This is a genomic window from Limosilactobacillus alvi (assembly GCF_016900115.1).
Taxonomy (GTDB): Bacteria; Bacillota; Bacilli; order Lactobacillales; family Lactobacillaceae; genus Limosilactobacillus; species Limosilactobacillus alvi.
The window spans coordinates 1-17,384 of sequence record NZ_JACJJQ010000015.1; the positions used below are offsets into that span (position 1 = coordinate 1).

At 44.2% G+C, this 17,384-nt stretch carries 15 protein-coding genes; 12 read left to right on the forward strand and 3 right to left on the reverse strand.

Annotated features, from left to right (window positions below; genetic code table 11):
• Positions 1 to 241: 241 nt before the first annotated feature.
• Positions 242 to 688, reverse strand: a complete 447-nt coding sequence (locus tag H5993_RS04350) for an NUDIX hydrolase (RefSeq protein WP_204776373.1) — start codon at positions 686 to 688, stop codon at positions 242 to 244.
• Between the two features lie 81 nt (positions 689 to 769).
• On the opposite strand from H5993_RS04350, the gene H5993_RS04355 reads away from it, so the two are divergent.
• Together H5993_RS04355 and H5993_RS04360 are read left to right on the forward strand one after the other, a co-directional pair.
• On the forward strand, positions 770 to 1,828 hold the full coding sequence (locus H5993_RS04355) for an AI-2E family transporter (protein WP_428980928.1): 1,059 nt from the start codon (positions 770 to 772) through the stop codon (positions 1,826 to 1,828).
• A gap of 176 nt (positions 1,829 to 2,004) precedes the next feature.
• Positions 2,005 to 3,666: a formate--tetrahydrofolate ligase gene (locus H5993_RS04360; RefSeq protein WP_204776374.1), complete on the forward strand. Its 1,662-nt coding sequence runs from the start codon at positions 2,005 to 2,007 to the stop codon at positions 3,664 to 3,666.
• A 224-nt stretch (positions 3,667 to 3,890) separates the two neighbouring features.
• On the opposite strand, the gene H5993_RS04365 is transcribed toward H5993_RS04360, so the two are convergent.
• Complete coding sequence (locus H5993_RS04365; protein WP_204776375.1) at positions 3,891 to 5,084, reverse strand: SAM-dependent methyltransferase; 1,194 nt, start codon at positions 5,082 to 5,084, stop codon at positions 3,891 to 3,893.
• A 271-nt stretch (positions 5,085 to 5,355) separates the two neighbouring features.
• Here H5993_RS04365 and purE point away from each other — a divergent pair, with 271 nt between their 5' ends.
• The 5 genes from purE (at position 5,356) to H5993_RS04390 (ending at position 10,579) form a co-directional block, all read left to right on the forward strand.
• Positions 5,356 to 5,841: a 5-(carboxyamino)imidazole ribonucleotide mutase gene (gene purE, locus H5993_RS04370; protein WP_180870807.1), complete on the forward strand. Its 486-nt coding sequence runs from the start codon at positions 5,356 to 5,358 to the stop codon at positions 5,839 to 5,841.
• On the forward strand, positions 5,834 to 6,964 hold the full coding sequence (purK, locus tag H5993_RS04375; protein ID WP_204776376.1) for a 5-(carboxyamino)imidazole ribonucleotide synthase: 1,131 nt from the start codon (positions 5,834 to 5,836) through the stop codon (positions 6,962 to 6,964). Before purE ends, purK begins: the two co-directional genes overlap by 8 nt.
• A 24-nt stretch (positions 6,965 to 6,988) precedes the next feature.
• Positions 6,989 to 8,287 carry an adenylosuccinate lyase gene (gene purB / locus H5993_RS04380; RefSeq protein ID WP_204776377.1) on the forward strand — a complete coding sequence of 433 codons (1,299 nt, stop codon included), beginning with the start codon at positions 6,989 to 6,991 and terminating at the stop codon, positions 8,285 to 8,287.
• 543 nt (positions 8,288 to 8,830) lie between these two features.
• Positions 8,831 to 9,622, forward strand: a complete 792-nt coding sequence (locus H5993_RS04385) for a 2-keto-4-pentenoate hydratase (RefSeq protein WP_204776378.1) — start codon at positions 8,831 to 8,833, stop codon at positions 9,620 to 9,622.
• 9 nt (positions 9,623 to 9,631) lie between these two features.
• Positions 9,632 to 10,579: a 2-dehydropantoate 2-reductase gene (locus H5993_RS04390; RefSeq protein ID WP_204776379.1), complete on the forward strand. Its 948-nt coding sequence runs from the start codon at positions 9,632 to 9,634 to the stop codon at positions 10,577 to 10,579.
• Positions 10,580 to 10,961: 382 nt separating this feature from the next.
• Here H5993_RS04390 and H5993_RS04395 read toward each other — a convergent pair whose 3' ends face one another.
• Positions 10,962 to 11,798, reverse strand: a complete 837-nt coding sequence (locus H5993_RS04395; RefSeq protein ID WP_204776380.1) for an HAD family hydrolase — start codon at positions 11,796 to 11,798, stop codon at positions 10,962 to 10,964.
• A 179-nt stretch (positions 11,799 to 11,977) separates the two neighbouring features.
• Between H5993_RS04395 and H5993_RS04400 the strand changes: the two genes are divergently transcribed.
• From H5993_RS04400 to purQ, 5 genes are all read left to right on the forward strand, one after another.
• A complete protein-coding gene (locus H5993_RS04400) occupies positions 11,978 to 13,771 on the forward strand; it encodes a heavy metal translocating P-type ATPase (protein WP_204776381.1) in 1,794 nt (597 codons plus the stop codon).
• Positions 13,772 to 14,087: 316 nt separating this feature from the next.
• Positions 14,088 to 15,431, forward strand: a complete 1,344-nt coding sequence (locus tag H5993_RS04405; RefSeq protein WP_204776382.1) for an MFS transporter — start codon at positions 14,088 to 14,090, stop codon at positions 15,429 to 15,431.
• Between the two features lie 306 nt (positions 15,432 to 15,737).
• Positions 15,738 to 16,457 (forward strand): phosphoribosylaminoimidazolesuccinocarboxamide synthase, encoded by a 720-nt coding sequence (gene purC / locus H5993_RS04410; protein ID WP_204776383.1) that lies wholly within the window; start codon positions 15,738 to 15,740, stop codon positions 16,455 to 16,457.
• Complete coding sequence (purS, locus tag H5993_RS04415; RefSeq protein WP_204776384.1) at positions 16,457 to 16,705, forward strand: phosphoribosylformylglycinamidine synthase subunit PurS; 249 nt, start codon at positions 16,457 to 16,459, stop codon at positions 16,703 to 16,705. The genes purC and purS overlap by 1 nt, the downstream gene beginning before the upstream one ends.
• Positions 16,702 to 17,376, forward strand: a complete 675-nt coding sequence (purQ, locus tag H5993_RS04420) for a phosphoribosylformylglycinamidine synthase subunit PurQ (RefSeq protein WP_180870790.1) — start codon at positions 16,702 to 16,704, stop codon at positions 17,374 to 17,376. Before purS ends, purQ begins: the two co-directional genes overlap by 4 nt.
• The last annotated feature ends 8 nt before the right edge of the window (positions 17,377 to 17,384 follow it).

Consider the following 17,384-nt stretch of genomic DNA (forward strand, 5'->3'; position numbering starts at 1 on the left):
GGTAATTTAAGTTATATACGGAAGTTCTTCCATACGTAAGTATATTTGTATCTTTCATGTCAATAATTATATCACATATTTATCTATCCATGTGACCTAAAGGACAGAAAATTAGGGCAATTCATCACGTCCTTAAAAGAACGTGTTTCCTTGCCCATTTTCAAAAAAGAGAGGTTGGGAAAAACTCGTGTTTCTCCCAACCTCTTTCTCCTATTAATGAAGGTTTTGGATCGAATAATCTTTAATTGTGCTGGAGGATTTCCCACATTTGCGCATGTTGCGCATTAAAAAAAAGTGGTGGTTCTTGATCGAGAGCGAAATATTTGGTTCTTAGGGTTTCACTAGGTTTAGGGGCTTGAGGAGCTTGCTTAGTTGCTTGGACGAGATAAAAGGCGTTGATGGGTTGTACGACGTCGCCATTGGGATAAGTGTATTCATCATAGTCTTGTAAAGCTAAGAGCTTAACGGGTTTGATGTGGATTCCGGCATCTTCGAGGTATTCCCGTTGGACACACTTGGCATAACTTTCGCCGTATTCGAGGTAACCGCCGGGAAAGCCCCAGCCACCAGTATCGGCCCGCTCTTGTAAGAGAACGGCGCCTTGGTCATTAAGCAGGGCCCCTGAAGCACTATTTAAAATTAAACGCATATGGCCAACCTTTTGCCGTAAATCATGAATATATGCCATGATAAAACCTCCAGTCGATGATTTACTCCTATTTTAGAACGGAAAAACGCTAGTCCTCAAAAATTTTGGTAAGATAGAGGCATGACTAACTTTAAGGGGGTTATGACACTGTCTTCATGGAAAAAATTTACCGCTAATATTTCTTTGCATCGGGTAGTGGTACTGTTATTAATTATTACGGTTCTTTATGCCGCCCGGGGGATGATGAATACCATCCTTTTGACCTTTATTTTTACTTATTTGATTGTCCATTGGATTCGCTTAGTTCAGCGCTTTATTCCCAAATTACCGTCGATCGTGATTGTCTTGGTTACCTATATTTTGTTAATTCTTGGTCTCTATTACGTGGTCACTGATTACTTACCGATGATTGTTAATCAGATTGCTAAGATGGTTGATTCGCTGATTAAGTTCTACCAAAGTAACGATATGAATGGTGTTATGAAGTTAATTAATCACTACGTTTCAACTAGGACGATTATTTCCCAAGCTAAACACGGGGTGACACTTGCGGTGAATACCCTAACTTCGATTGGAACGCTAACGATTTCTTTTGTGATGTCTTTAATTCTTAGCTTCTTTTACACGATTGAACTGAAACAGATGAATGAATTCTCGCAACTTTTCTTGGAAAGTAAGTCCTTAGGGTGGTTCTTTAAGGATATTTACTACTTCGGAAAAAAGTTTGTGAATACTTTTGGGGTGGTTTTAGAAGCCCAATTCTTTATTGCTATCTGTAATACGGTCTTGACCTTAATTTGCCTAAGCTTCATGCATATGCCACAGATTTTTGCTTTAGGTTTAATGGTTTTTATCTTAAGTCTGGTTCCAGTGGCTGGGGTAATTATTTCGTTGATTCCATTAAGTATGGTGGCCTACTCAGTCGGTGGTTTTCGGTATGTGGTTTACATTATTATCATGATTTTGGTAATCCACGCTCTGGAAGCCTACGTCTTAAACCCGAAGTTCATGTCAAGCCGAACGGAATTACCAATTTTTTATACCTTTGTTGTGCTTTTGGTTTCTGAACACCTCTTTGGTACTTGGGGACTGATTGTTGGGGTGCCAATTTTTACTTTTCTTTTAGATATCTGTGATGTTAAGCAGATTCGAAAAGGGAGTAGGAATTCGCAAAAATAATTTAAATCGCTCACGGAAGGAAGAAGGCCCGCCAGCCGACGGTTTTTGATTTTAACAGCTTAATTTTCGCGTATTTAGGAAAATTGACTTGTCGAAGAACCTGAATTGACGTTATAATCGAACGGTAAAGTTGAAATTAGTTTTAAAGTTCGTCTTAGACCTAAGGAGGCCATTGAATGTTAACTGATATTGAAATTGCTGATCAAGCCCAAATGCTTCCAATTGAAGAAATTGCTGCCAAGGTTGGTTTGAAGAAAGACCAATTAGAACAATACGGACCATACAAAGCAAAGGTAACGACGCCAATTAAGCCGGTTGAAGGTAAGAAGCACAAATTAGTTTTGGTTACGGCGATCAACCCAACGCCAGCTGGGGAAGGAAAGTCAACTGTTTTGGTTGGGTTAGCTGATGCCATGAACCAACTTGGTCACCAAACGACAATTGCCATGCGGGAACCATCGATGGGTCCAGTTTTTGGAATTAAAGGTGGTGCCACTGGTGGTGGTTACAGTCAAGTTATTCCAATGGAAGATATTAACTTGCACTTTACGGGTGACCTCCATGCTTTGACAAGTGCTAACAACACCTTAGCCGCCTTAATTGATAACTACATCATGCGGGACAACGAATTAGATCTTGACCCGCGGCGGATTATCTGGCGCCGGGTAGAAGACGTTAATGATCGGGCCCTGCGGAACGTGGTGACTGGTCTGGGTGGAGTTATGCAAGGGATTCCACGGGAAACGGGCTTTGACATTACAGCAGCTTCTGAATTAATGGCTATTCTTTGTCTCTCAAAGGACTTGATGGACTTGAAACGCCGGGTTGGTCAAATCGTGGTTGGCTATACTCGGGCTAAGAAGCCAGTGACGGTTAAAGAACTAGGCTTTGCTGATGCCATCACGATTTTGTTAAAGGATGCGATTAAGCCGAACCTCGTGCAAACTTTGGACCACACGCCAGCTTTCGTTCACGGGGGACCATTTGCCAATATTGCTCATGGGTGTAACTCAGTCTTAGCGACCCAAACTTCTCTTGCTTTAAGTGATTACACAGTTACAGAAGCCGGTTTTGGGGCTGATCTGGGGGCTGAAAAGTTCCTCGACATTAAGCGCTTGACGCTCGGTAAGACCCCAGATGCCGTTGTGGTTGTGGCCACCATTCGGGCTTTGAAGTACAACGGTGGGGTTGCTTTAGCTGATTTGAAGAACGAAGATCTGGATGCTTTGAAGCAGGGCTTTGTTAACTTAAAGCGTCACGTGCAAAATATTCAAAACTATGGTTTACCAGTAGTGGTCGCGATTAATCACTTTGTTTCTGATACTGATGCCGAAGTTCAAACCTTAGCAGACCTCTGTGCTGAAATGGGAGTTAAGGCCGTTGTCGCTGATGCTTGGGCTAAGGGTGGTCAGGGGACCCAAGACCTGGCTAAGACCGTGGTTGAATTAGCTGATCAACCAGCCGACTTTAAACCACTTTATAGTCTTGATTTGCCAATTGCTGAAAAGGTTAAGGCCGTCGCTACTAAGATCTACGGAGCTAAGGATGTTGCCTTCTCTAAGAAAGCGGAAAAGCAATTAAAGTCATTTACCCAAAATGGTTGGGACGGTCTGCCAGTCTGCATCGCCAAGACCCAGTACTCTTTTAGTGATGATCAAACAGCGCTTGGAGCACCGAGTGACTTTACTTTCCATATCCGGGAATTTGTACCAAAGTTGGGGGCTGGTTTCATTGTCGCTCTTTCAGGAACGATGCTGACTATGCCGGGACTTGGTAAGACCCCGGCGGCGGTTAATATGACGATTGACGAAAATGGGGTTATTAAGGGCTTGTTCTAAAACCCTTAATAAATACTGAAGAAGAGGTTGGGAAAAAAGCTCCTTGATGGCCTGGTTGGGATAAGAAGGACGAAGGTTGATTCATTAGAATCGACCTTTCGTTCGCACTTATCCGCTAAGGCCGTGCTTTTTGACCTTAGTTACTGAGTAACATTCGGAGATGAAAAAGAGGCCGGAAAGAAACTAATGTTTCTTCCCGGCCTCTTTTGTTTCACATGAAACTACTACTTATCGGTTAACATGTAGCCCCGGGTCATTGGTAAACCAGTTCCGGAAGCACCTTTAGTGATTAAGTATTGAACAACATCAATGTTTCCGGATTCAAAGGAAGCAGCGCAAGCTTGGAGGTAGAGGTCCCACATCCGGGTAAAACGACGCCCTTTATCAGCTTGGATTTCTTCCCGGTGAGCATTGAAGTTGGTGTCCCAAATTTCAAGGGTCCGTTGATAATGCCGCCGAAGCATTTCAACATCGGTGACTTGTAAGTCAGCGTTAACAATGTGGTTAATGATTTCCGTCAAACCAGGAATGTAACCACCTGGGAAAATGTACTTGTTAATCCAACCGTTATAAGCCCCACCTTGTTGCCGGGTAATTCCGTGAATCAAAGCAACCCCATCATCTTTGAGGTAGCGGGCTACGTCTTTGAAATAAAGACCGAGGTTTTCTTCACCAACATGTTCGAACATCCCAACCGAGGTGATGTAGTCCCATTGTCGGTCACCAAGTTCCCGGTAGTCAACCAGCTTAACTTCAGCAACATCACTCAATCCTTCATCGAGGATCCGCTTTTGAACTAGGTTGTATTGTTCTTCGGAGAGGGTAACCCCGGTGACCTTTAAGTTGTATTCCTTGGCGGCAGTCAACATTAAGGTTCCCCAGCCACAACCAATATCAAGTAAGGTCTTACCCGGTTGGGGATTTAACTTTTGCAAGATATGGTGCACTTTAGCTACTTGGGCAGCGTAAAGATCATCAGTATTGCCGTTAGTAAAGTAGGCGCAAGAGTAAGTCAAAGTGTCATCTAACCAGAGCTTGTAGAAATTATTTCCAACGTCATAGTGGCTTTGAATGTCAGTTTGACTTTCCTGTTCACCATGACTTTGCTTTGGCAAAAACCGCCGAAGCTTAGAATCACGCATGAAACTGCCAGCTTGTTGATAAGCATCATTGATAATTGTTTGAATTGGCCGGTCACCGGTACCAGTGATTTCAATCTTCTTATCCATGTATGCCTCTCCAAGGGCAATTGAAGCATTTTGCGTTACCGCGCGAATGGGAAGCTTTTCGTTAAAGGTAATCGTTACTTGCGGTTCGCCTTTACCAAAAACCACGCTACTATCGTCCCAGAATACGACCTTAACTGGAACGCTGAAAGAACGCTTTAAAAGTTGCTTATAGAACGTTTTCTCTAACATTAAAATTTCCCTTTCTTATTTTAAAATAGTATTATTATACACCCTTAATTAGTAGTAAAATCAACTCTATCTTGGAACGACTAGGCTAATCTGCCCAATTTTAAGCTAGCTAATTCAAAACGATGAGTCTTGACTATTGCGTTTCACGTAATATTAACGAACTTTATTCAGATTTATCCGTCAAAACATTCGTTATTTTCCTTGAGTTTACTAGAGAGCTCTGTTATCCTTAAAGAGAATTTGCAAACCGGAAGTACTAGAGGAGGCAATTATGAGTACAATCAGCGTTGTGATGGGAAGTAAGTCCGATTGGCCAACGGTTAAAAATGCTTGTGCAATCTTAGATCAATTTGGAGTAGATTACGAAAAGCATGTTATTTCAGCGCACCGGATGCCCAAGGAAATGTTCGCTTTTGCTCAAGAAGCTACCAGTAAGGGAATAAAGGTAATTATTGCTTGTGCCGGTGGGGCCGCTCACTTACCGGGAATGATAGCCGCTAATACTCCCTTGCCAGTAATTGGAATTCCTGGACAAACCAAGGCCTTAGGCGGGATGGACTCACTATTATCAATCGTCCAAATGCCAGCGGGAATTCCGGTTGCAACGACCGCAATTGGAGTTGCAGGGGCTAAGAATGCTGCCTTATTAGCGATCCAGATTCTTGGAACTACAAACCAAGCGCTTCAAGATAAAATTATTGCTTATCGTCAGGAAATGCATAATGCGGCGGTAGAAAGCGAGGCTGAACTTGACTAAGTTAATTCAACAAGGCCAAACGATTGGGATTATTGGCGGAGGCCAACTTGGCCAAATGCTGGCCCTTGATGCAAAACAAACAGGCATGAAAGTGATTATTTTAGATCCCACTCCTGATTGTCCTGCAGGGCAGTGTGCCGATGAACAAATTGTAGCGCCTTACGAAGATGTGGCAGCAATCCAAGAGCTGGCTGAAAAGAGCGATGTCCTTACCTACGAATTTGAGAATGTGGATTTAAACGCCTTACAGCAAGTTTCGTCAACGGCCTACGTTCCTCAGGGGACTAATTTGCTGTATGTCACAAAACATCGTTTGCGGGAAAAGACCTTTTTGCGGGAAGCGGGTTGTCAAACGGCACCCTTTGTACCAGTTAAAAACGAGGTGGAGCTCAAAGCGGGAGTAGAAAAACTTGGCTTTCCCTGTGTTCTTAAAACCTGTCAAGGTGGTTATGATGGCCACGGACAGGAGGTTTTAAAGTCAGAAGCTGATTTCGACCGATGCACAGGAATTTTATCAACGCAAGATGCGATTCTTGAAGGTTGGGTGCCATTTAAACTTGAATGTTCAGTAATGGTGGCGCGGAATGAAAATGGTGAAGTGACAACCTTCCCAGTCGCTGAAAATATCCACCATAATGAGATTCTCCATATCTCAATTGTCCCGGCTCGGGTTAGTCCCGCAGTGAATGCCAAGGCGGAAGAAGCGGCTAAAAAGATTGCTGAAGCAATCGACTTACGCGGAATTTTAGGGGTGGAATTTTTTGTTGGTGAAGATGATGAAATCTACGTCAACGAACTCGCTCCCCGGCCGCATAATTCGGGTCACTATTCAATTGAAGCTTGCAACTTCTCCCAATTTGCTATTCATAACCGAGCTATTTGTAATTGGCCACTACCAAAGATTGAACTCTTAAAACCGGTAGTTATGGTAAACGTCTTAGGGCAACATGTTGCCCCACTTCGGGCTCAAATTACCCAGCATCCCAATTGGCACTTCCATGATTACGGAAAAGCCGAAGTTCGTGAAAATCGGAAGATGGGCCATGTTACCATTTTGACAGATGATGTTGAAGCAACGTTGGCTGAAATTGATGCGAGCGGCATTTGGCAAGATACCAAGTAAAAAGATAAAGAGAGGATTTAAAGCATGATTGATCGTTATACCCGTCCCGAAATGAAGCAAATCTGGAGCGAAGAAAATAAGTATCGGGGTTGGCTTGAAGTTGAAATTGCAGCTGACGAAGCTTGGAGTAAGCTTGGCCATATTCCCGCTGAAGATGTTAAGAAGATTCGTGAAAACGCCAAGTTTGACGTTGAAGGAATCGCTGAAATTGAAGCCGTTACGCACCACGACGTAATTGCCTTTACCCGGGATGTATCTAAATCTTTGGGGCCAGAACGGAAGTGGGTTCACTACGGTTTAACTAGTACCGATGTTGTTGATACGGCTCAAGGTTACCAACTTAAGCAAGCCAATGACATCTTACGCCAAGATATCAAGGACTTTATGGCAACGCTGGCGAAATTAGCTAAGCGATACAAGTACACGGTATGTATGGGACGGACTCATGGGATTCACGCCGAACCAACGACTTTCGGCGTGAAACTGGCCCGGTGGTACTCTGAAATGAAGCGGGATCAAGAACGGTTTGAACATGCTGCCAAGGGGGTTGAAGCCGGTAAAATCTCTGGGGCAGTCGGTACCTTTGCGGAAGTTGATCCCTTCGTCGAAAAGTACGTCTGTGAAAAGCTTGGTTTACGGGCACAAGAAATTTCAACCCAAGTCTTGCCCCGCGACCTGCATGCCGAATACATTTCTGCGATTGCCTTAGTGGGGACGAGTCTTGAAAATATGGCGACGGAAATTCGGTCCTTACAACGGACGGAAATCCACGAAGTTGAAGAACATTTTGCTAAGGGCCAAAAGGGTTCTTCAGCAATGCCACACAAGCGAAACCCAATTGGTTCGGAAAATATCACTGGTTGTGCGCGGGTCCTGCGCGGCAATGTAGTAACGGCGATGGAAGATGTTACCCTTTGGCATGAACGGGATATTTCCCACTCCAGTGCAGAACGAATGATTTTACCGGATTCAACATCGCTGTTAGATTACATGTTGCACCGCTTTGGTCGGATCTTAGCCAACTTAGATGTCTTCCCCGAACGGATGAAGCAAAATATGGATCAAACGTTAGGCTTGATTTACTCTGGGCGGGTGTTATTAAAGCTAGTTAACTCCGGGATGACGCGGGAAGCTGCTTATGACTTGATTCAACCGTACACGGCCAAATGCTGGGCTGAACATGTCCCTTACCGGCCATTGCTGGAAGCCGACCCAACGGTCCAAAAACAGCTTACGAAAGAAGATCTGGATGATGCCTTTGATTACCATTGGCACTTACGTCATGTTGATGATATTTTTGAACGGGTTGGTTTAGGGGATTAAGTAAACTGACGTCGGCAAATGCTTTTACTAGCATCTAACAATTAAATTAAAAAAATCTCATAAAAAGGGGTTGACGGGCAACGAAATGTCTCGTATACTCGTGTCAACAATTAAAGATAGATGAGAAAAACACCGAGGGAACTCGTTCTGGTGCTTTGGTTAAGAGAGTCAACGGGCGGTGAGAGTTGATCCAATAATCCAGCAACATATCATTCCTGAGTTACCGGCTGAATATAGTAAGCTAGGTTGGGTACCACCCATTATCGTGGTCGCGGATTCAATTGAGTCTGTAGTAAGATGATTCGTTATTTCAACGGATTAAGTAGGATGGTACCGTGCGGAAGCGCTCCTATAATGACAGAGGTCATTGTAGGAGCGCTTTTTGGTTACCGCTTAGGAATTGAGCCCAGAACACTCCATCACATATTTAACTTTCTTAATCGCTCACTAAAGCGAACATATCTCCCGGGTTTCTCAGTCGGTTGCTGGCCGCGATCTTTAATGACATATTTTACTTAAACAATTAATTTGGAGGTAATGACTATGACTCAATTAAATGCTCGTCAAAATGAATTTGCGGAAGCACTGTATCAAGCGTATGCCAATAATAAAGCCTTAAAGGAAAGTGATTGGCAAGCCGTCGTTAATGATGATGAAACTGCCTATGCAGTGCAAGATAAGGTAATGGCACTAAAGGGCCAACCAGTCGCTGGGTATAAGGTTTCCTTAACTAGTAAACAAACGCAAGATATGTTTGATGCCGATTCACCCCTCTATGGGCAACAGGTTGCTGACCGTTTCTTAACTTCACCAGCGGATGTTAAGTTGGCTGATTTAAACGAGCCGCTGGTAGAAGTTGAATTGGCTTTCCGGGCAAAGGAAGATTTACATACCAATGATTCATTAGAAGAACTTTTACATAAGGTTACGGTTGCTGGCGCCTTAGAAGTCCCAGATGCCCGTTTTGTTGACTGGTTCCCAAGCTTAGGTAAGTATAACGTCATGTCTGACTGTGCGGTCGGTGGCTTGGTCGTTTACGGTCAAGAACGAGAAGCAGATGAAGTTTTTAAGAATGTAGCCGCCACTGCGACCGTCAAGGCTACCCTCTATAAGGATGGGGAAAAGCTCGCGGAAGGAACTTCCGCGGAAGTTCTTGGTAATCCCCTCGAATCCTTAAAGTGGTTAGTTGCTAAATTGGAAGCCCAAGGGAAAGGTTTCAAGCAGGGACAAATGGTATCTTCCGGAACTTTCGTCTTACCTCCACACTTGGAAGCTGGTAAGTGGGAAGTTAAGTTTGATTCTGGACTTGGGGACGTGGTTGTTAACGCGAAGTAGGTGATCCCAATGAAAGTCCTAGTTGCTGGGGCTGGCGGAATGGGAAGCCGCTTTGCCCTTAAATTGGCCCAAGCCGGAAACGAGGTTGTCTTAGCCGAAACCTGGTCAAAACGACTGCAGTCTCTCCAGACGGATGGCCTTCAAGCTGATTTAGATGGTCAAGAAGTTCAATTAAAATTACCTGCTTACGCTCCCGAAGCTGTTCCACGTGAAACCGATTATGACTTAGTATTATTCCTAACGAAGAGTATGCAATTAGCTGACTTGGTTCGAATTTTGCTCCCGGCTTTTGGTCCCCACACCTATGCCCTCTGTTTAATGAATGGGATCGGCCATGAACAGACGCTAACTAAGTATCTGCCGCGAGAACGTGTGCTATTAGGTAATACCATGTGGACTGCCCAGATGACGCGACCAGATCATGTTCACTTGGCCGATGATGGTTCTTGTGAACTGGGGAGTTTAACGGATGATCCGGACCAAGTTAAAATGGCGGTAACAACGGTGAATGTCTTTAGTCAAGCCGGCTTAAAAGCCCACTTATTAGAAGATCCAAGGTATTCAGTTTTCCGGAAGGGCTGTGTTAACGGAACCTTAAATACCCTTTGTACCTTATTAGAATGTAACGTGGCCGAATTCGGCCAAACACCACTAGCTCATGAACTAGTGGTGAAGGTGGTTAAAGAATTTGCCATGGTCGGCGAAAAAGAAGGCCTTCACTTGGATGTTGCTGAAGCTGTAAGCCACGTCGAAGATTGCTATTCGGTCATTGGGGAACACTATCCTTCAATGTACCAAGACTTAGTCAAAAATAATCGGCCAACGGAAGTTGATTATATTAATGGCTACGTGGCTACTCATGCTAAAAAATATGGTTTAGCAGCCCCGTTGTGTGAATTGTTAACAGGAGAAGTTCACGTGAAAGAACAACTGCAAAACGCTAAAAATGATGTTTAAATAAGCGAGCAAACAAAGTTGATTTGCAATGGATGTACCAACCGTCCGCAAATTAATATTTTTACCAAATTTCGAGCTATTAAGATCTAAAAAAATAAAGCCGCTAATTTGAAGGTTAGGGCATCGCCAATCCTTAACCTCCATTGGTGGCTTTTTCGTTAGCGCTGAAGTTATTGTCCAGCCATGTCAAAATAGTAGCTGATTGCTAATTCGATTTTCGCTCGGATTTAAGCGGCGGCGTAACCGTATGCAGTGAGGATTCGAGCAACGGTCACGACTGAATAACCGCTAGGGTGCGCAAGGTCACGAAGTTAGTCATCAACTTCCTGCGTTCAGGACTAGCAATGATAAAAGGTGAAACGCATTCCACAGCAAGCAGAAATTATGCCTGGCTAGCCGCAACTAAAGCGGGCTGATGGGTTAGGGCAGCGGCCCAGCCATCAGCAGAGTTAGCCTTGGTTACGTACTTAGCAACGGCCTTAACTTTATCGCTGGCATTTCCCATAGCGATTGGTAAACCGACCATTTCTAACATCGGAAGATCATTTTCGCCATCACCAAAAGCAGCTGCTTCAGCGTTGGTTATCCCGGCCTGATCAAGAACGTATTGGACACCCCGGGATTTCTGCGCCTGTGCGTTGGTAATGTCAATAAAGGTAATTCCGTTTTCTGCGGCTGGTAATTGTAAACTTATGTTGGGAATGTTTAAGTTGGTGATCAAGTCGGCAACGGCTTGGGGATCAGTTTGTCCCGTCACCAAGAGGGTAATCTTGAGTAATTGCTGAGGATGATTGGCTAAAATATCTGTCGGATTACCAAACTGAGGGGCAAAGTCGGATCGTTCCGCTTGTAAATCAACTCCGTGGTCATGTTTGGGGGCAAACCAATGGGTAGCATCGTAAAAGTTAATACTTACTTCCGGGAAATGTTTTTGGACGGCTTGAATGATTTTTAGTCCATTCGTTTTTGACAAGGGAATCTCACTGCGGGATTCAATTTGGTGGTGGTTTACTTGGTAAATTAAAGCACCATTAAAGCCAATTTGCGGACCGGTTAAGCCGAGAGCTTCCACAAAGCGAAGCATGTCGGCTGCGGCCCGGGCAGAAACTAAGGTTAAGGGGAGGTGCGCCTGCTTAATCGCTTGAATCGTTGCGGGGGAAAGCTCTCCTTGGGGATTAAGCAGAGTGCCATCCATATCAGTAAAGAGTTGTTTGATCATGAGGGTCACGTCCTTTGTTGGATAAAATACCTTTTCATTATACGCTAAGTTCAAAATTGATGAATAATTTGGAATAATAAATATTCCAAAAATATTAGTTAACTTTTAATTTAAAAAGCTTATTTATTGGATAATACCATCAATTATCAGTTATAGTATAAGTAAAAGGGGGGATTATAATGACCCACAAACAAAAGTTGATGCTGTTAGGTGGGGTGGCTTTATTTGCCGCGATTTGTCAATGGGGATTTGGTCAACCACTCTGGGCCCAGATTATTAATACGGTCGCCGGGAGTATCATCGCTTTATCAATGTTAATCGAGATGGTTAAGAAACTGCGAACGGGTGACTATGGGGTCGACTTATTAGCGGTAACGGCAATTGTGGCCACGCTTGCGGTTAGTGAATACTGGGCCGCAATGGTAATTCTCTTAATGCTGATCGGCGGCGATACCCTAGAAGACTATGCTAATGCCAAGGCTCATAGTGAATTAAAGACCTTACTTGATAATAGCCCGCAGATTGGGCATGTTCGCCTTAACGGTAAGTTAGTTGACGTTTCCGTTGAAAAAATTATGGTGGACCAAGAAGTTGTAGTTCGCCCAGGCGAATTAGTTCCGGTTGACGGACGGATAACTGAAGGTGAAAGTAGTGTCAATGAATCGTCTTTAACTGGTGAATCAAAACCGCTGGATAAGGGATCGGGGGATCAGCTCTTATCTGGTTCAATTAATGGGGACACAACCTTAACGATGAAGGTAGAGCGGACGGCTCAAGATAGTCAATACCAACAGTTAGTGGAGTTGATTAAGCAAGCCGATCAAACACCAGCTAATTTTGTCCGGTTGGCTGATCGGTATGCCTTACCGTTTACGATTGTCGCATATGTAATTGCTGGTCTTGCCTGGTGGGTTGCCAAAGATCCGGTTCGCTTTGCCCAAGTGTTAGTGGTTGCTTCACCATGTCCATTAATTTTAGCTGCACCAGTCGCCTTTGTGTCGGGAATGAGTCGGTCATCCCATGCCGGGATTGTGGTTAAAACCGGAGCGGTGATTGAAAAACTAGCTACGGCAAAGACGGCGGCGTTTGATAAAACCGGAACCCTCACTCACGGAAACTTGGCAGTTAGCCGGGTCGTTCCAGTTGCTGATGATAAGGAGGATCAATTGCTCCAACTGGTAGCAAGTGCGGAGCAGACTTCTGGCCACGTATTGGCCCAGTCAATTGTGACTAAGGCCCAGCAACAAGGCTTAACCCTTAGTGAACCAACGGCGATGAATGAAGTGACAGCGAAGGGGATCATCGCAACCGTGGATGGTCACGAAGTTAAAGTTGGAAAGAAAGCCTTCGTGACCGATGATCCACAGGTCAAATTAGTACCAACAACAGCAGTTTATGTTGCGGTTGACGGGAATTATTTTGGGCGGATTGAATTGGCTGACCAGGTCCGGCCAGAAGCAGCGCAAACCTTACAACGGTTAGTGAAAGCTGGGATTCAACATTTTATGATGGTTACTGGGGATCAACAAGTAATTGCTGATCGGATCGCCAAGGAAGTCGGGATCAAGCAAGTTTACGGTGATTTACTCCCCAAAGATAAAGTTAACCATTTAAATGACCTTGCCCCAGCCGAACGACCAAGTATTATGGTGGGGGATGGGGTTAATGATGCCCCGGTTCTTAAAGTAGCTGATGTCGGGATCGCCATGGGAGCTCACGGTTCAACGGCGGCCAGTGAATCCGCGGATGTCGTGATCTTGACTGATAACTTGGGGAAGATTGCTGATGCCGTGGAAATTGCGGAAGATACCCTTAAAATTGCTAAGCAGGCCGTTTGGATTGGTATTGCCGTTTGTACTGGTTTGATGTTAATTTGTTCGACCGGTTGGATTCCAACCATTATTGGGGCCTTGTTACAAGAAGTTGTTGATACTGTTTGTATCCTTTGGGGCCTCCGAGCAAAGCAGGGGTAAAATTATAGCAAGAAAGCAAGAAAGCAAATAAGACCACTAATGAAGGTTAGAACGTAGCCAATATAACCTTCATTAGTGGTCTTTTCGTTATCGCTGAATCTACGGTTGGTAGATCCAATTCGGCCTTGCCGAGGCCCGCTTATGAAACGCGTTCTAGTGCTAGTGAAGGAGTTAAAAGTTTGTCTTTAGAAAATCTTAACGTCTATTGGTCAACAATTGTCAAATCAACCGTTGAGACTGGCTAAAAATGGACCATTTTAGCGGGTGAATTTGCGTCGTTTTCGAAATTTTGATACGGTAATAGTGATGAAATCGAATGAAAACGAACAAAGGAGACGGTAATATCGAAGTAGTTAAACGAGAACTCAAGAATTTTAAAAAGGCGCCATTTTTGAAATTGCATGCCTTAATTTACATTGCGATTGTCCTCGGTCAGTTTGTTTGTGGTTATACTTTAGGGATTGCCGGTACCGCCTTTGGTAGTGCCCAAATCCAGCTGGGCTTTTCCAATACTTGGTTAGGACTTCTCGGGGCCGGTGCTTTGATCGGTTTAGCTGGGAGTGCCCTCATGGGAAAGATCGCTGACCAATTTGGCCGAAAACAAATGTTAATGGCAAATATGTATGTCTTTACGATCCTTTCAATTCTCCAGTTCTTCTTTAACTCGCCGGTAGTGCTTTTTGGGCTTCGGATTGGGCTCGGGTTGATGATGGCGATTGATTATACCGTCGGGAATGCCCTCCTAATCGAATGGCTCCCGAAAGAAGAAGGACCCCAAAAACAAAGTAATCTACTACTATATTGGTCACTTGGTTTTGCCCTTTCATTCTTAATTGGGAATGTGAATATTGATTGGCACTGGTTGTTAGCTTCTTCGGCTATTGGCAGTCTGTTAACGGCAGTCTTTCGCTCTATCATCAAAATTCCGGCCTCGCCAGCTTGGCTTGCTAGTCATGGAAAGCCCAAACGGGCCCAAAAAATTGTCCAACGGCGGTTAGGACCAAAGTGGGGGTTACCCAAGAAGTGGTTCCACGTGAAACCGGCGCAGGAAGTTTCCATCAAAATGCTCTTTAGTAAACAATACTGGCGAAATACGGTTGTAGGCAGTGCTTTTTATGCGACCCAAGCCTTTGCCTTTTTTGGGGTTAGTATTTTTCTTCCCGTCTTATTAAAGAGTATGGGAGTTACCAACGCCTTTCTATCAGGGAGTTTATACAATCTAGCGTTAGTTGGAGGTTGTGTGATTGGTTTGCTAGTCTTTAACCATGTGGGCCGGCGGCCATTTCTCTTAGTTACCTTTGGGATTTCGTCCCTCTGCCTCTTTGTGATGGCTCTCAGTTCGCATCTTGCTGGTAATCTGCTTTTGGTGATTTTCACGGTCTTTGCGGTAACTTTATCAGCGTCCCTGTTACTGGATTACACATATACGACTGAATTATTTGATGTTAAAGTCCGGGCTACTGGGGTCGGGTTTGTTATCATGATGAGTCGGGTTGGGGCCGCTGCCGGGACCTTCGTCTTACCAGTGGTTATTAGCGTTGCGGGGCCTGCCATAACAATGATGCTTTGTGGCGGGGTGTTACTCCTTGGTGCGGGAATCTGTTTCTTCTTGGCTCCAGAAACGAATCGGCAAACTGTAGCGGTAAGGACGACCAATTAAGCGAAGCCTTGCAGAGCAAAGTTTTGTTCACGGTTAGTGAAATATTTAAAAAGTAAATATCAAAGTGCTAATTTGGATGCTCAAATGCAATCTAAGTTAGTGCTTTTTGTTTTCCGAACAATCAAGTGTTGATTATAAGGGTAAGAGATTAGATAAAACATTAAACCGAATGATGATGACTTAATATATTTAATTATTCAGCTTTTTCTTGAAACTAAAATAGCTTTCTGCTATTCTTTACTTGTAATTGCGAATTATATTGTCGTATTTTCATTTTAATGTTCGGGTTTGATAAGGAGAAAGACTTTGGAAAAGCTTTTGTATGCCGGAAAGGCAAAAGAGATGTGGTCAACTGATGACCCTGAAGTATTGCGGGTTGTGTATTTGGATCAAGCAACGGCTTTGAATGGTAAAAAGAAAGATCATTTTGCCGGGAAGGGTCAAGCTGCTAAGGCAATTTCGGATTTAGTCTTCCATTATTTGATTGAACACGGGATTGAAACCCACTTTATTAAGCAACTTTCGCCAACGGAAGATTTAGTTAAGCGGTGCGAAATGGTACCCCTTGAATTTGTTACCCGGAATGTGGTTGCGGGTCACTTTGCTTCCCGTTATGGCTTAGAAGAAGGGCAAAGCCTACCGCACCCCGTTCAAGAAACCTTTTACAAGTCAGATCAGTTAGACGATCCTTTTATTAATGCTTCCGCAACGACAGCATTGGGGTTCGCCACTGATGAAGAACTGAAGCAAATGTGGAACCTTTGCCAACGAGTTGATGACTTGCTACTCCCCCTCTTTAAAAAGGCCGGTATGCAATTGGTTGACTTTAAGTTGGAATTCGGGCGCCTCAGTGATGGTCATATTATCTTGGCGGATGAATTTTCTCCTGATAATTGCCGTCTTTGGGATTTAGCAACCAAGGACCACTTGGACAAGGATGTTTACCGGCGCCACTTAGCTGATTTAACTACAACCTATGAAGAAGTCTTTCACCGTCTACAAGCTGTCATTAAGGAGGAAGCCTAATGCAAGTCCGGATTTTCGTTACCTATAAGCAATCAGTTTTTGATCCCCAAGGGGAAACGATTAAGGATGCCATTCATACCTTGGGTCACCAAGAAGTCGAAGCGGTAAAGGTAGGAAAGTTTTTTGATGTAACTTTCGCTCCCGGTACCAAGGATGTTGAAGCCGCGGTCAAGGAAATCGCTGATCAACTTTTGGTTAACTTTAATATGGAAACGTACACCTACCAAGTGATGGAGGATGCAGAATGAAAATTGCCGTAATCGTTTTTCCAGGCTCCAATTGTGACCTTGATATTTACGAAGCCTTACACACGGTGTGTCAAGCCGATGTTGAGTACGTTCCCCATAAGGCAACGAGTCTTGCCGGCTTTGATGCCGTAATGATACCGGGCGGTTTTTCTTACGGTGACTACCTTCGGGCCGGAGCAATTGCGCGCTTTGCGCCAGTGATGAAGGAAGTTATTCGGCTAGCCAAGGAAGGAAAACCAGTCTTTGGAACTTGCAACGGGTTCCAAATTCTAACGGAAGCCGGGCTCCTGCCGGGGGCCTTAAAGCGCAATGATAGTCAACAATTTGTCTGCAAGACGGTGCCTTTGGAAGTGGTTAATAATCAAACTATTTTCACCAAGCAATACGAAGCTCACGAACGGATTAACTTACCAATTGCCCATGCTGATGGTAGTTACTACGCTGATCAAGCCACTTTGGATGCACTGGAAGCTAATCACCAGGTGGTTTTCCGTTACGCCGAAGAAAATCCAAATGGCAGTTTAAACAATATCGCCGGGATTACTAACCAAGCGGGAAATGTCTTAGGGATGATGCCCCACCCCGAACGGGCCGTGGAAGCTATTCTTGGTAATACCGATGGACTACGCTTATTCAAATCCTTGTTAACCTACGGCACGGTCAAGGCTTAATTCACGCA